Consider the following 15,395-nt stretch of genomic DNA (forward strand, 5'->3'; position numbering starts at 1 on the left):
GCTATCCTAACACTCCAAAGACAGCAATGACTGCGACACTGATGATCGCGAAGACTGCCATGATTGGTGCTGAACGCCTGAGCCATGCACGGTATGAAACGCCGGCTAGTGCCAAACCACCCATCAAGGATGCGATGGTTGGTGCCATCATGTTGATCAAACCTGAGGCGGTTGCAAAGGCAGCCACCATGATTTCTTTACTGGAACCAACCAGATCGGCAATTGGTGCGATGACTGGCATGGTTGCTGCTGCCAAACCTGATGATGATGGCACAATGAATGACATTGGCAGGTAGAACAGATATGCCAAGGCACCAACGACGCTACCACTAGTTCCCTTCAGGAATGATTCACCCCAGTGAATAACAGTGTCTTGAATTTCACCATTAGCCATAATGACAGACACACCAGTTGCCACCGCAATAATCAAAGCGACTGGCAGAATATCTTTCACACCGTCAATGAAAGCATTAACTGGGACAACTTCTTCTTTCTTGAACTCTTTGTAGTAAATTGCAGTGATGATGATTGTTGAAATCAAGAACAGTGTCGTAATCTCGCTAAACAACCATTCACCAAATGGCACCGTGTGAAGCACACCAAGCACTGGACCAACGACTGGCAGTTCTGCAACCTTGTTAAATACATCCGTAAAGAAGGTGATATTCCAGCTTCCCCATGGGATGAGGGAAAGAATCATCAACACAAAGGTGACAGCAAAGACACCCATGACAACTTTGCGTGCTGCAGTGAACTTTGGTATATTTTCCATGTCCAGAGCAGCAACGGTTGGTTTATAGCGCGCATCTTCTTTGTATTTACCAGCCTTGACCTTTGCCGCGTAGCGCATGGTAAAGACGATTGCGGCGATGAGACACAATCCCAAGATAATAGACATAATCGGCATTACGTTACCCAATTTCACATCTGCCGTTGCTGCAGCAGTACCAGTCGAGAATGGGTTAATTGTTGAACCAAGCACACCAGTACCAGCACCCAGTACGATGATCATTACACCAGTCATGGTATTATAACCAGCAGCGATCATCATCGGTATAATCAGGGCGTAAAATGCAACAGTCTCTTCCTGCATACCATAGGTCGTACCACCAATAGCAAACAACACCATCAAGATTGGGATGAGCCATTTTTCTTTACCCTTCAGTTTGCGTAGCAAGGCACCAAGCGAAGCGTCCAAGGCACCTGTTTTCATGGTGACACCCAAGAAACCACCAAGAACCATGACGAAGACGATGACATCAAGCTTCTCTGACATACCCTTGATTGGCGCAACAAAGACATCCCACAACCCTTGCCGGTCGTGCTTGTCAACTTCTACTTCTTTCCCATCCTTTTTTTCTTTGACAGTGCGGTCTTTCTCAACCACTTGGTATGATCCGGCGACGCGGTTACCGTCGTCATCTGTCTTATATAGACCTGATGGGATCACCCATGTCAATGCTGCCATGATCGCAATCACGACAAACAAAATCGTAAACGCCGATGGTGACCGTCGGAGTTTCTGCTTTGTTTTTTTAATTTTTTCTACCATTGCCTCGGAGCCTCCTTCACTCCCTTATTACGACAACTACTACAATGTCAAAGCCATGACAGCTTTGATTGTATGCATACGATTTTCCGCTTGGTCGAACACAACTGAATGTGGTGAGCGGAACACCTCATCAGTTACTTCCATTGATTCTAATCCAAAATCTTCCTGAACCTTTTTGCCAGTGATAGTCAGTGCGTCATGGAACGCTGGCAAACAGTGCATAAATTTCACCTCAGGGTTTCCTGTCAGATTGATCATGTCACGATTGACCTGGAAGTTGCGCAGTTGGTTGATGCGTTCAGCAAACTTGTCTTCCTCGCCCATGGACACCCAAACATCAGTGTAAATCACGTCAGCATCACGCAAGGCTTCCTCAAAGTTATCAGTGATGGTGATGCGAGCGTGACTTGAACGTGCCAAGTGGTGCGCCCGATCCACCAGAGACTGCTCGGGATGTAGTTCACGAGGCGCCAAAATACGGAAATCAACACCCATGATTGCCGAACCAATCATCAGCGAGTTTGCCATGTTATTGCGACCGTCACCAACAAACACCAACTTAGTACCTTTGAGTTTGCCAACATGCTCTTCAATAGTCATGAAGTCAGCCAAAATCTGCGTCGGGTGGAATTTGTCAGTCAGACCATTCCAGACTGGAACGCCAGCATGACGAGCTAATTCCTCAACTGTCCCGTGGTCAAACCCACGAAACTCAATGCCATCAAACATGCGGCCCAGCACCTTGGCAGTGTCTTCAACTGTCTCTTTTTTGCCCAGCTGAATGTCATCTTTGCCGAGATATTCTGGCGCGACACCGAGGTCATTGGCCGCCACCGTAAAGGCGCAGCGTGTGCGAGTTGAGGTTTTCTCAAACAACAGCGCCACGTTTTTGCCTTCATGAATTCGGTGCGGTACACCAGCGTATTTCAAGCGCTTGTATTCACGTGCCGTGTCCAGCAACAGGCGGATTTCTCCAGCAGTATAATCATTCAGCGTCAGGAATGATCGTCCTTTCAAGCTCAACGCCATTATACGTCCTCCCTTACTATTGGCATACTCATACAGCGTGGGCCACCGCGACCGCGGCCAAGTTCTGATCCATTGACCTCAATCACTTCAACGCCGGCATCACGCAGTTTTTGGTTGGTAACATAGTTACGGTCATACGTCACCACAACGCCTGGTGCAATGGCCAGGGTGTTGGAGCCGTCATTCCACTGCTCACGGGCTGCAGCAATTCGGTCGCCACCACCACACTCGATCAACGTGACAGCTGGCAAGCCCAACGCGACTCGCAAGACATGCTCCAGATCAGTTTCACGAGTGATGCGTGGGAATGGCTGACCTTCAACTTTTTCCAAAATAAAGCAGTTGATTTTACCACCGTGGTCGCGAATTTCTGGGTGAATGGTAAATTTATCATGGTCAATCATGGTAAACACTGTGTCGAGGTGCATGAACGCATGCGACTTTGGAATTTCCATGGCGATAACCTTTTTGAAATCAGAGCCAGCAAACAACTTGGTTGCCATCTTTTCAATTGCTTCAGCAGAAGTACGCTCACTGATACCAATTGCCATGACTTCCCGATTCAGTACTAACTCGTCACCACCTTCAATTGAATAGTTCTCACGGCGGTCGTACCACACTGGTACATTTTTGCCAGCAAACCGTGGGTGATGATCAATGATATAGCGCATGAACAGTGATTCACGGCGGCGAGCTGGCCAGTGCATCTTGTTGATGGTCAAACCGCGGCCAATGGCAGCAGCTGGGTCGCGCGTAAAGTACAGGTTTGGCATTGGGTCAAGATAAAATGGATAGTGATCTTTCTCGACCATGTCATGTAGCTGCTGATGGTGCTCTGGTGGCAAAGTGATTTCATCTTTACGAACACCAGCCATCAACTTGCGAACCATGGCGTGGGTTGGCAAGTCCAGCAAAAATTGACGCAAGGTCTCGGTGACACGACGAGTGTCTTGCTTGGAGTTAGCAAGCATATCGTCGACAAACTGCTCACGCAACGCATCAGTCGCTAAGGCCTCTGCCGCCAATTGGTCCAAGTACAATACTTCCACGCCACGCTCACGCAGTACTTGCGCAAAAGCGTCGTGTTCTTCTTGAGCCTTTTTAAGATATGGGATGTCGTCAAATAAAAGGTCGGTCAGATAATCCGGAGTCAAGTTTTCCAACTCCTCACCTGGCCGATGCAAGACAACTACTTTTAATTTCCCGATTTCCGATGTAATATGTATTGGATCCATACCCCGTCCCCTTTTTGTTTATGGTTATACTAATAATATAGCATATACCAAATAGAACACAAGCATTATTCAGGGGTTAGCTCATCGCCGAATGATAGCCAATGACGACTCGACTGCCACCCGAGCTGGATGACGCCTCAGCCATTCATCAACCGCTCGCGCCGCGCCTGGCAAAGCTTCATTGGCGTAATCATCAACAATGATGGTCGCCGTTTCCTGAAATTTGCCGTCACACACGCGAAATGAATCGGCAATTGACTCATAAAAATCACCGTCAAAAAATGCAAAGATGATGCTTTCCGGCACATCCTCAGGGGTGAAATCGGCAAACCAACCCTTATGGATGATCGGCAGTTTCAAGCTGGCCTTTTTAAAATTCTGGATGAACGTTTTACGCGGCGCCAAGAGTTCACCCGCCTTGAACTGCTCACCAGCAGCACTGTTGTCTGCTTGGGTTTTTTCTGGCAAGCCAGCAAACGAATCGTAAACATGAAACTCACCAGTAAAATCATAGGCGTCCAACAGCCGCCGGATGAACAAACTCGTCGTACCAACGTAACAGCCAAACTCGACGATATTGCCAGTCACGCCGCTTTGCAACAACTTTTCCAGTTCTCGCAGCAACACGCCAAGTTCTTTGGCGTCAACTTGGTCGGAAATGATGGGATGTTTGGCGAGGAGTTGGTCGGTGATATTCATACAATTTAAATTATAGACAGTTCACCAAATATCAACAAACAGTTGATGACATATAACTACATGTTTTAATATTTTATAGGTTACAATATTAAATTAGTACTTATGAATAATTACGACATTATCAAAACATTTTTACCGAAACAATTAGATATAAAGCACCTCGATCTCCTGCTACCTGCCTTACAAAAGTCAAACCTAATTGTTCATGGTGAAATTCACGGCATAAAAGAAAATGCCAATATCGTCTATACCTTGGTTAAAAAAACTTGCATACAACGATTGGCCATTGAAGCTAGCCCTACTGTGTTTGACTTCATCAATTCAGTAAAGATCAATTCTTATGATTTTTCCTTAGTTGATGAAGACCTTTTTGACTTAAGCGTTCTATCTCTTGAGATGATAAAAACGATAGCAATTCTTCTGCAGCAAAATCAACTTAAAGAGCTCGTTTTTATTGATACATTTTTTGACAATTTAGATGAGGATGCCATCATACCACCAAGCCCGCAAGAACGAGAAGAGCAGCTAGCTAAAAATATCCTCGGAATTGACGGCTCTCTACCAACATTATGTATGATGGGACAATGGCATACGCAACCTACTGTAGTCGAGAGTGACGGGACGCAGCACAAATCAGCGCTATATCGCTTGAGGACAATCAAACCAAATGTGCCCTTTATTCACAATATCTACCGACAAGGACAATTGTTTAATGATGGAAAAATAATTGAATTACCAGACAACCCAGCAGTGTCGTCTTGTTACGAGATTGTCCAGAAAACCGATATCGATTTTGACCTTCACATACCCGAAGCGACAAAAATATCACTATGCTAAAATCATAGTATGAAAATTACTAGCCCAGCTTTCACCGAAAACGCTAAACTACCAAAAATCTACGCCAAGCTCGGCGGTAACCAACGCCCGCCGCTCGAGATTGACGATGTGCCAGCAGACGCCAAAAGCCTGGCAATCGTCTGCCACGACCCTGACGCGCCTGGGCGCGATGGATTTTACTATTGGACGGCTTGGAATTTACCGGCCGAAACTACTGAAATAACTGGCGAGTCACTACCCGTGGATACCGTCGAAGGTGCTACCAGTTGGGGTCGCCCAGGCTGGGGCGGGCCGCAGCCGCCGTTTGGCACGCACCGCTATCAATTTTACGTGTACGCGCTGGACACGACACTGGATTTACCAAGCGACACTAAGCCTAAAGAACTCATCGCTGCCCTCACGCCGCATATCATCGACCAGGCTGTGCTGACCGGAAAATTCGGTGTGTTAGATATTTTCCGGCGGAGCTAAATTACTGTCATAATGCACATAGAGTTTTCATATAATCTAGATCCTACTAACGCAAAGATGGGTGCACTCACAGAGTACTTAGATTCTCTATTATATAATCCCACAAATATCTCAAATCCTGCCACTTATTAACATCGGCAGCGTCCTTTCCTTTAAATCTACTACCTACAGCACCTTTGTTAATAAGTGATCCTTGATATTTCTTAACACGATTCATATAACCACCCCACTGTACCAATTCTAAATTTCCATCATTGCCAGTAAGTATATCTTTACCCATGTACATTTCAATTGACCCCGCGAGACCATTAATATTCATGTTAATCTCGCCCTGGGGTCCAATAGTTGGATAAGATTTCATTAAATCTAATTCAGGATATTGTATCACCTTGATGTTGTTAGGTAAATTACGGGGTAAATTAGTCATTGCCTCACTTGCAGCAGCATCATTATCTAGAATAGCTAAGATCCTGTTATTAATACCCGCGGCAGCAAAGCTCTTTATCATTTTCACTATAGCGGCGGCATTAGTCTCTGGCCTAAAACTTGTATCCAAAAAACGTACGTTACTCTCAAGTTTCGGGTAAATAACGTGCAGTGCCTTCTTGAGGGTTCCGATATCGGTAATCCCTTCGGTCAAAATTATGGGGATTTCAGGTATAAGCTCGTCCTGCGGTATAAGAAAATCGCTATCGGTATTTTCAAGCTCATCATTTAACCAACCTCCTTCAACTAAATCACTAATATCAAGCACTGTCATATCGCTATCTTTTACATCTTCGTGATGCAATACACCCCAAATAGCAACAGCCTCATTATAGAAATCATTTTTTTCAAAAAACCTGTACGATAGATCTCGAAGTGGAATTTTACCGCCCCTCAAGTCATTAATCTGCTTTATATCATTTTCATAGTACGATTTCATCTCGTCACTAGAACCGCTAGACAATTCCGCTAGCCATCCAATATGGGCATCTAATGAGTCATTGAATAGCTGAGCATTATATCCATATATAGAAAGCCTTTGCTTCAGAGTAGCTACGTCAATTACAGCCAGTGCAATCTCCCAGTCTACATCATCTTCAGTATAGTCATTGTCATACCTAGAAAGGCCATACTGCTTAATTAATCTTACTCCGTCTTTTCCTTGACCACGAATAATATCATTTTTTGTAAACAGACTGGTCGCCATTGGACTAAGTTCATTTCTCCAATGTAAAAGCTCTTGACCATTGATATAAAAACTAGCGTAGCTGCTCATTATTATCACCTCCTCACTACTCAGCAAACTGACTATTATACAGCTCGGCATAAAAGCCATTTTTCTTCAGCAATTCGTCGTGTTTGCCTTGTTCGATGATGTTGCCGTCGCGGACGACCAAGATCAGGTCGGCGTCGCGGATGGTGCTCAGCCGATGGGCGATGACGAAGCTGGTTTTGCCCTGCATCAACTTGTCCATGGCTTTTTGAATGAGTACTTCGGTGCGAGTGTCAACCGAGCTGGTAGCTTCGTCCAAAATCAGCATTGGCGTGCGCGCCAGCATTGCCCGGGCAATCGTCAGCAGCTGCTTTTCGCCCTGTGAAATGTTCGTTGCTTCCTCGCCCAGCACCATGTCGTAGCCGCCTGGCAGCGACCGCACAAAATGGTCAACGTGCGCTTCCTTGGCGGTGGCAACCATCTCTTCTTCGCTAGCTGTTGGATTGCCGTAGAGCAAATTCTGGCGAATCGTGCCGTTAAACAACCATGTATCCTGCAACACCATGCCAAACATTTGCCGCACATCGCTGCGCTTCATCTGAGCTATATCCACGCCGTCAATCTTAATCGCACCGCTGTTAATTTCATAAAATCGCATCAGCAAATTAACCAGCGTCGTTTTGCCCGCGCCCGTTGGACCGACGATTGCCACGCGCTGACCTGGCTTGATGTGCGCCGACAAACCTTTGATGATGGTTTGGTCGGGTCGGTAGCCAAAGACTACGTTGTCAAATTCAACTTCGCCCTTGACGTGAGTCAATTTCACCAAATCCTTGCCCTCCGCCTTTTCTTCTGACTCATCCAAAAATTCAAACACACGCTCGGCGGCAGCGGCGGTCGATTGCAACACATTGGCGATGTTGGCAACTTGCACCAGCGGCTGATTGAATTGGTTAATGTATTGGATAAACGCCTGAATGTCACCGATTTTCAGCCGACCGTTGATCGCCAGCCAACCACCCAAAATCGCCATCACGACGTAACCAATGTTGCCGATGAAGTTCATGATTGGATAAATCAGACCCGACAAAAATTGAGCTTTCCAGGCGCTTTCCTGCAGCTGGTTGTTAATCCGTGAAAACTTAGCCAGCGACTTTTTCTGGCCGTTAAACACGCGCATCACCTGATGGCCACCATACATTTCTTCGATGTGGCCGTTCAATTCTCCCAGCTGCGTTTGCTGGCGGAGGAACTGTTTTTGCGAACTTTTAGCAATCAGCGTCACCACGCCGCCAGCCAGTGGCAGCACCAAGAGCGCCACCAGCGACATTTGCCAGCTGATGGAAAACATCATCGCCAAAATCCCCAGCACCATCACTGTCGAAGACACGACCTGCGACAGGCTTTGATTGAGCGTCTGACTGATGGTATCGACATCGTTGGTGACGCGGCTGAGCACTTCGCCGTAGGTTTGCTTGTCAAAATAACTCAGCGGTAGGCGGTTGATTTTCTCGGACAATTGCCGGCGCATTCTGAAGGTGACTGTTTGCGTCACTTGGGTCATCAGCCAGGTTTGGATGTAGCGGAAAATGGCGCTGAGCACATACAAACCAATTAGCAAACTAACGACTCGCCAAATTGCCTCAAAGTGAAATTCTGGGCGCTGGCTAAGATCCAGCTTTTTAATGGTATCAAGTTGGTTGGACGGAATTTGGCTTTCAATTTCTGACTGGTTCGGCAGACGGTTGAGGACATCAGCACCGGTTGTGCCAGCTGGCAGTGAAGCACCATTTGGCAGCTTGCTGGTGATGGTCTCATACGCCTTCATGCTGACATAATCTTCGACGATTTGGTTGGTGGCGCCGCCCAAAATTTTCGGACTAGCAATCGCAAACATCGTACTACCAACCGCGAAAATCGCCACCATGAGCATGTGCCAGCGGAACTCCGCCAAATATTTGGCTAACTTCCTGACCGTGCCTTTGAAATCTTTGGCTTTTTCGCCGGCGCCCATACCGCCGCCCATTGGACCGCCCATCTTCATTGGCTGGCGTTTTTTCATGCTTTGCTGAGCCATTACGCCGCTCCTTTCGCGGTCGTTGCCGACATTTTCTGCAAGTCGTCTTCCGAGAGTTGGGAGGCAGCAATTTCTTGATAGACTTGGCAATTTTTCATCAATTCCTGATGCGTGCCTTGACCAACAATCTTGCCTTCGTCCAGCACGATGATTTTGTCAGCGTTCATGATGGTGTTGATGCGCTGACCGACGATGAGCACAGTTTTATGTTTGGTTTCTTTAGCCAGTGCCGAGCGTAATTTGGCATCAGTCTTGAAATCCAGCGCCGAGAATGAATCGTCAAAAATGTAGACATTCGGCTCAACAGCAATCGCCCGAGCAATCGATAAACGCTGACGCTGGCCGCCGGAAACATTGCTGCCGCCTTGAGCGATATCATTTTTGTAGCCGTTTTTTAGCTCGTTGATGAACTCAGTTGCTTGCGCGATTTTAGCGGATTTTTCGACCAATTTTTGGCTGGCTTTGGCGTTGCCGTACTTGATATTGCTGGCGATCGTCCCGCTAAACAACACGCCTTTTTGCGGCACGTAGCCGATTTGATCGTACAAATCTTCTAGTTTGAGCTGGCGAATATCCACCCTGTCCAGCAAAATCTGCCCCGCCGACACATCGTAAAAGCGCGGGATCAAATTAATCAACGTCGATTTGCCCGAGCCGGTACTGCCAATGAACGCTGTAGTTTGCCCTGGTTCAGCCGTAAAATTGATACTTGAGAGCACCGGCAGATCAGCGTCTGGATAGGTAAAAGTCACGTCTTTGAATTCAATTTTACCCGTAGCGTCATTTGGCAACTGCTGCGGCGACTGCGGGTCAATAATTGATGGCAGCGTGTCGAGCACCTCGCCCACCCGCTTTACCGACACGGCCGCTCGCGGCACCATGATAAACACCATCGATAGCAGCAAGAAAGAAATAATCACCTGCATGGCGTATTCCAAAAACGCCATCATATTACCAATTTGCAGATTGCCGCTGCTGATCAAATGCGCGCCGAACCAGACGATCGCCACGCTAGAAAAGTTCATCACCAGCGTCATGATTGGGTCAAGCAGCATCATCAAGCGATTGACAAATAGATTCATCTTATTCAGCTCGGTATTGGCTTGCTGGAACTTTTTCTGCTCAATCTTTTCATTGTGAAAGGCGCGAATGACTTTCAAGCCGACCAGGTTTTCGCGCGTCACCAGATTCAGTTTGTCCACCAGCGTCTGCAATTTCTTGAACCGAGGCACGGCAATCACGAACAGTATAGCGATGACGACCAGCAAAACTGACACCGCCAGTGCGATGATCCAGCTCAAATTTGGCGCGTTGTGAATGGCTTTTTGCAGACCACCAATTGCCATGATTGGCGCCATCAACGCCAGACGCAGCAGCAGAATTGACGTCATCTGAATTTGCTGAATATCGTTGGTCGAGCGCGTGATCAGCGAGGCGGTGGAAAATTTATTGAAATCCGCCAGCGCGAAACTTTCGACTCGCTCAAACAATTCTGTTCGTAATTTTTGCGCCATACCAGTAGCGATTCGCGATGCCAAAAACCCGATGACGATCGAACACAGTCCGCCCGCCGCCGTCACCAAAATCATCGCTAATCCGTTGTGCCAAATCGCTGGCATGTCTTGCTTGATGATGCCGTTATTGACAATTTCCGACATCTTGTCAGGCAGCCACAAATTCGCCATCACCATGGCGTAGGTAAAACCGACCAAGATGATAAACATCAGCCAGTAGCCGCTAAAAATCCGTAAAATATGCTTCATAATTGTTCTTTTAATACCTCAAATCCAGTCTCTATTTTACCATAATATGCGACATCCGTCGCAGAGCCTCATTGGACAAAAGTATCAGCTGGACGTATACTGTTTTTAGCGTCGGGGTGTGGCGCAGCTCGGTAGCGCGCACCGTTCGGGACGGTGAGGTCGCTGGTTCAAATCCAGTCACCCCGACCATCGGAATTATTCAAAGCGCATGTTCACATACGAGAACCTCTGGCGACCACGAAAGCAAAGGAGGTTATATGCGACGGCGAGTTAATGTACGCGGAATTATCGTAAGCGATCAGGGCGAGATTTTTTGCCAACAATTGACCACGAACGACGGCAAAGGTCGAAACTTTTGGTGTACGCCAGGCGGCGGCTTGAAAAGCGGTGAAAGTCTGCTGGACGGTTTACGCCGAGAGATGATTGAAGAAACGGGTGTTGAGCCAGAAATCAGTAAGTTGTTATTCATACAACAATTCGCCGAATCAGGCGAACAATCGGCACATGGCCCGAACGAGCAATTGGAATTTTTCTTTCTCATCACCAACTGGCAAGATTACCAGCACATCGACCTGGAACAAACATCGCACGGCGTCAAAGAAGTGGCGAAGTGCGGCTTCGTCGATCCGAAAACCACGCGAATTTTACCAAGTTATCTGACAGAAAATGATCTGGATTGGCTAATGAACAAATCAGCTGACGTCCAGATCATCAGCGAGCTATAAACTACTCCGCTCCGTCCTTGCTATCCTCAGGCTTATCTGACTGTTGTTCGGCGGCAAGTTCTGCACGAACTTCCTGCTCGATCTCCTGGCGTAGTCGTCGACGCTCCTCGTCAGACACCGCCTGTGCCTTTTGTTTGTAAGCCTGCGCCCGCATCAACACTGGCGTAACCACCAACCCAAATACCGTTAATATGCCAAAGATGGTCAATAATTGCCAGTTAGCGGTTAAAACATCACCGCCATGTTTTTGCCACAAAATACTCAGACCCACTAAACTTAACAAGCTCGCGCTACTAATGGTCAGCGTCACCAGTCCTGAAATGATTGAATTTTTAGCGTTAAGTGAAAGAAACTTAGCAATCAACGCCGTCAGCGATGTGATGATGAACACAGTAACTGTCAGCTTGGTCAATATTTCTTCGAGCTGACCACACAACATATAATCATAGCCTCCAGGAAACTCGGAGCTAATATTTGTGTTACAAATTCCCAAGGAAGACAACAAGTCCCACACTAGTATTAACGCGCCCAACAACCACAAAGCATTAACAATTAACGACATAACCGACAGTGTTTTGATCAAACGCTGGTCATCCTCCAGGCGGGCAACCCCTCCCATGGCAAACAACGAGGCGACTGCGGTAAACAAGGTAGTTGTCAAGATGCGCCAATCTACTGGACCAGACAGGGCGGCCATGATTCCCATGAGAGCACAAACCGAGAAAAGGCTGATTGATATGTATAACAAAAATTGGCGTAATCGTGATAATTGGTTAGCTTGTTTCATGTTGTTACTATATCATATAGCTTATGTTTAGCGCATGGCCCGAATCATCTGTCTCAGCTGCTCAACCGCCCGAGCACGGCGCTCACGTGTCCAGTACGTATCAGCTGTGGCCTTCTCACCATCAGTGGTGGTCTCTTGGAGGAAATGACCGACGATGTGACCGTCTTTCAGCGCCGTCACATCAGGAACATAGACTCGTGGTTGTCCGTTCTCATCAGTGCGAAGATGTGGCTTCAGTTTTTCAACCAATTTCTTATAGGTATCATCATTGGTTTCGCGGGCATGGCGAATGTCTAGATAATAAATCTTATCCAGCCCTTCAGCTTTGGCGGCTTCATCGACGATTGGTGCTAGCTGCTGACACCACGGACACTGCTGAAAACCAAGGAAAATCAAGCCACTGCCTGATTCAAATTTCTCCAAAACCTCGCCGGCTGAAGCAAAGACAAAACGATTATCATCAGCCACGCGGGAGTAAGCAGCCTTAAAGCGGGCGGCATCTGAGGGTTGTGGTGATACGGGTGTCTGCGGGCGCGACCACATGTACCAGCCGCATATGACGGCGACAATAATACCAACAAAACCGATGGTCAAACACAGCCATTTGTTATGGTTTTTAATGACTGTGCCGTGTTTCATCTGGACCTCCTGTTATTTCCCTTTGACGCCAAAAAACTTCTGCGCCCGCTCAGTCACTGGATGATCCATCACCTGTTCCGGCGGACCATTTTCGATGATCTCGCCCTTATCCAGAAAAATCATCCGCGTAGCCACTTCGCGCGCAAATTTCATTTCGTGCGTGACGATAACCATGGTCATGCCTTTGGCGGCAACCTCACGAATCACGTCCAGCACTTCGCCAATCATCTCGGGATCAAGCGCCGAGGTTGGCTCATCAAACAACATAATATCCGGCTCCATGGCTAAGGCTCTGGCGATGGCGACGCGCTGCTTTTGCCCGCCCGAGAGCTGCGAAGGAAAGGCCCCGGCTTTGTCCGCCAGCCCCACGTCTGCGAGCAATTTCTTTGCCAAGCGAGTCGCCGCCCGGTCAGACAATTTGCGTAATTTCCGCGGCGCTAGTTTGATGTTGTCGAGCACACTCAAGTTCGGGAACAGATTGAACGATTGAAACACCATGCCGACTTTTTGGCGCAGGGCGTTCAGGTCGACTTTTGGCGCTGTCGTTTCCACACCATCGATGACAATGCGCCCGCCCGTCGGCGTCTCCAGCAGATTCAAGCAGCGCAAAAAGGTTGATTTGCCTGAACCACTCGAGCCAACGACGACCACCACTTCGCCTTCGTGAATCTCAACGTCGATATCTCTGAGCACGCGGTTACTGCCAAACTGCTTTTTGAGGTTAGCTACCGTGATGATCGCTGGGCGCTCAGTGCTTGGTTGCGCCACTTCCTTCATCTTATTCACTGCCATCTTTCAATCTCCTCTCCACTCGCGTCATTACACGGGTAAATATCGCGGTCAACGCCAAGTACATCACGGCTGCGGCAAATAATGATTGAAACGCCGTGGCAGTTTGAAACCGAATATTGTCAGCACCGCGCATGATATCATTCAGCCCAATCCAGCCGACGACTGAGGTTTCTTTCAACAGAGCGATGAATTCGCTAATCAGCGCCGGCAAGGAATTTTTGAGCGCTTGTGGCAAAATCACCAAACGCATGGCCTGCCAGCGGCTGAATCCCAGCGAACGAGCTGCTTCCATTTGGCCCTTGTCAACACTTTCGATACCACCGCGAATGATCTCACCAATGTATGCACCGCTATTAATACCAAAGGCAATCGCTGCCACAAAAATCTTCGGCATAAACTGATACGAACCAAAGACGACGTAGTACATAATCAACAACTGGACCAGAAGTGGCGTGCCCCGAATGATGTCGACATATACTTTCCCAAGCCACGCCAGCGGATTCCAGCGACTCAAGCCTTTGGCCCACGAGTAACGACCGAGTGACTTAAACGGTCGCACGTCTGAAGTTCGCAACAGGGCGATGATGACACCGATGGCCGTACCGAGCAGCAGCGACAAAACGGTCAAGACCAAGGTCACCTCTAGGCCGTGCCACAGATACAACCATCGACCGTCGCCAAAGATCACTTCCAGGAAATTCACGATTCAAGCTCCTTTTTCTTCATTGATTCAAGAGCCCTCGGCCCAAAATGTTTGCGGATAAGATTGTCGTACCGACCGTCCTTTTTCATCTCCGCCAACACTCGGTTAATTTTTTCCAGCAAATCATGGTTGTTGTTTTTGATGGCAATTGCATAATGTTCACTCGACAACTCACCTGGCAAAATTTCTAGGTCTGGAAAGCCAGCCGTGTATTGAGCCGCGGGCGCATCATCCAAAATAACTGCCTCGACGCCACCAGCATTGAGCTCCGTCAACACACTTGGCGCGGTTGGGAATTGTGACACCTTAGCGCCAGCAATTTTGCCGGCCAGCGTATCACCTGTCGTGCCCAGCTGTACGCCAATTTTCTTACCCGTCAGTTGATGTCTATTCCGAATTGGACTGCCTTTCTTGACAATGATCCGCTGCGAGGCTGAATAATACGGCTCAGAAAACAGCGCGTTTTTGGCACGCTCCGGTGTCACCGACATGCCAGCTACCGCCATGTCAATTTGCCCTGATTCCAGCGCTGGTAGCAATCCGTCAAACGACATGTCGTCAATCCTCAATTCTTTATTCATGCTACGAGCAATTTCCTTTGCCAAATCAACGTCAAAGCCAACAATTTCATTACCCTGCTTGTACTCAAACGGCTTAAACCCAGCATTAGTACCCATCACCAACACATCATCACTCTTACCAAATCCACCTTCGCGCTGCAAAATGTCAAACGCCATAAAGCCAATCAACGCCACAAACAGTCCAAGACCGATCCACCAACTAACTCCAAAGCCTTGACGTCGCGTTTTCGTTCCGTTCATGCTTATTAGTATACGCGCTTTGTAGAGAAATGATAAGCCCTAAGTTCAGCATCGTTCCTCACGTATA

At 47.7% G+C, this 15,395-nt stretch carries 15 protein-coding genes and 1 tRNA gene; 4 read left to right on the plus strand and 12 right to left on the minus strand.

Translation table 11 applies throughout. The features are described from left to right. Position 1: 1 nt before the first annotated feature. The 4 genes from FBF37_RS03585 to FBF37_RS03600 form a co-directional block, all read right to left on the minus strand. Positions 2 to 1,552, minus strand: a complete 1,551-nt coding sequence (locus tag FBF37_RS03585; RefSeq protein ID WP_138079553.1) for a YfcC family protein — start codon at positions 1,550 to 1,552, stop codon at positions 2 to 4. 39 nt (positions 1,553 to 1,591) lie between these two features. Then, positions 1,592 to 2,581 (minus strand): ornithine carbamoyltransferase, encoded by a 990-nt coding sequence (argF, locus tag FBF37_RS03590; protein ID WP_138079555.1) that lies wholly within the window; start codon positions 2,579 to 2,581, stop codon positions 1,592 to 1,594. Further along, entirely contained in the window at positions 2,581 to 3,816 is a 1,236-nt protein-coding gene (gene arcA / locus FBF37_RS03595; protein WP_138079557.1) for an arginine deiminase, read from the minus strand. The genes argF and arcA overlap by 1 nt, the downstream gene beginning before the upstream one ends. 81 nt (positions 3,817 to 3,897) lie before the next feature. Further along, entirely contained in the window at positions 3,898 to 4,515 is a 618-nt protein-coding gene (locus FBF37_RS03600; protein WP_138079559.1) for a TylF/MycF/NovP-related O-methyltransferase, read from the minus strand. 102 nt (positions 4,516 to 4,617) lie between these two features. Between FBF37_RS03600 and FBF37_RS03605 the strand changes: the two genes are divergently transcribed. Together FBF37_RS03605 and FBF37_RS03610 are read left to right on the plus strand one after the other, a co-directional pair. Continuing rightward, positions 4,618 to 5,352: a hypothetical protein gene (locus tag FBF37_RS03605; RefSeq protein WP_138079561.1), complete on the plus strand. Its 735-nt coding sequence runs from the start codon at positions 4,618 to 4,620 to the stop codon at positions 5,350 to 5,352. Positions 5,353 to 5,361: 9 nt separating this feature from the next. Next, positions 5,362 to 5,823, plus strand: a complete 462-nt coding sequence (locus FBF37_RS03610; RefSeq protein WP_138079563.1) for a YbhB/YbcL family Raf kinase inhibitor-like protein — start codon at positions 5,362 to 5,364, stop codon at positions 5,821 to 5,823. A gap of 67 nt (positions 5,824 to 5,890) precedes the next feature. Here the strand turns inward: FBF37_RS03610 and FBF37_RS03615 are convergent, their stop codons facing one another. Genes FBF37_RS03615 through FBF37_RS03625 form a run of 3 tightly spaced genes read right to left on the minus strand, consistent with a single transcriptional unit; the run spans position 5,891 to position 10,861 of the window. Further along, complete coding sequence (locus FBF37_RS03615; protein WP_138079565.1) at positions 5,891 to 7,084, minus strand: HEPN/Toprim-associated domain-containing protein; 1,194 nt, start codon at positions 7,082 to 7,084, stop codon at positions 5,891 to 5,893. 16 nt (positions 7,085 to 7,100) lie between these two features. Then, entirely contained in the window at positions 7,101 to 9,098 is a 1,998-nt protein-coding gene (locus FBF37_RS03620; protein ID WP_236861236.1) for an ABC transporter ATP-binding protein, read from the minus strand. Further along, positions 9,098 to 10,861: an ABC transporter ATP-binding protein gene (locus FBF37_RS03625; protein WP_138079567.1), complete on the minus strand. Its 1,764-nt coding sequence runs from the start codon at positions 10,859 to 10,861 to the stop codon at positions 9,098 to 9,100. Before FBF37_RS03625 ends, FBF37_RS03620 begins: the two co-directional genes overlap by 1 nt. Before the next feature lie 112 nt (positions 10,862 to 10,973). On the opposite strand from FBF37_RS03625, the gene FBF37_RS03630 reads away from it, so the two are divergent. Both FBF37_RS03630 and FBF37_RS03635 read left to right on the plus strand, forming a co-directional pair. Continuing rightward, positions 10,974 to 11,050, plus strand: a tRNA-Pro gene (locus FBF37_RS03630). A gap of 68 nt (positions 11,051 to 11,118) precedes the next feature. After that, complete coding sequence (locus FBF37_RS03635) at positions 11,119 to 11,586, plus strand: NUDIX domain-containing protein (protein ID WP_138079569.1); 468 nt, start codon at positions 11,119 to 11,121, stop codon at positions 11,584 to 11,586. Between the two features lies 1 nt (position 11,587). On the opposite strand, the gene FBF37_RS03640 is transcribed toward FBF37_RS03635, so the two are convergent. From FBF37_RS03640 to FBF37_RS03660, 5 genes are read right to left on the minus strand one after another with little or no spacing between them, the layout of a single operon-like run. Next, entirely contained in the window at positions 11,588 to 12,373 is a 786-nt protein-coding gene (locus FBF37_RS03640; protein ID WP_138079571.1) for a hypothetical protein, read from the minus strand. Positions 12,374 to 12,400: 27 nt separating this feature from the next. Further along, complete coding sequence (locus FBF37_RS03645; RefSeq protein ID WP_138079573.1) at positions 12,401 to 13,012, minus strand: YbbN family protein; 612 nt, start codon at positions 13,010 to 13,012, stop codon at positions 12,401 to 12,403. Between the two features lie 12 nt (positions 13,013 to 13,024). After that, positions 13,025 to 13,804: an amino acid ABC transporter ATP-binding protein gene (locus FBF37_RS03650; protein ID WP_290367475.1), complete on the minus strand. Its 780-nt coding sequence runs from the start codon at positions 13,802 to 13,804 to the stop codon at positions 13,025 to 13,027. Next, complete coding sequence (locus FBF37_RS03655) at positions 13,791 to 14,507, minus strand: amino acid ABC transporter permease (protein WP_236861237.1); 717 nt, start codon at positions 14,505 to 14,507, stop codon at positions 13,791 to 13,793. Before FBF37_RS03655 ends, FBF37_RS03650 begins: the two co-directional genes overlap by 14 nt. Continuing rightward, entirely contained in the window at positions 14,504 to 15,328 is an 825-nt protein-coding gene (locus FBF37_RS03660; protein ID WP_138079576.1) for a basic amino acid ABC transporter substrate-binding protein, read from the minus strand. The genes FBF37_RS03655 and FBF37_RS03660 overlap by 4 nt, the downstream gene beginning before the upstream one ends. Positions 15,329 to 15,395: the final 67 nt, after the last annotated feature.

The organism is Candidatus Nanosynbacter featherlites (genome assembly GCF_005697565.1).
Classification (GTDB): Bacteria; Patescibacteriota; Saccharimonadia; order Saccharimonadales; family Saccharimonadaceae; genus Nanosynbacter; species Nanosynbacter featherlites.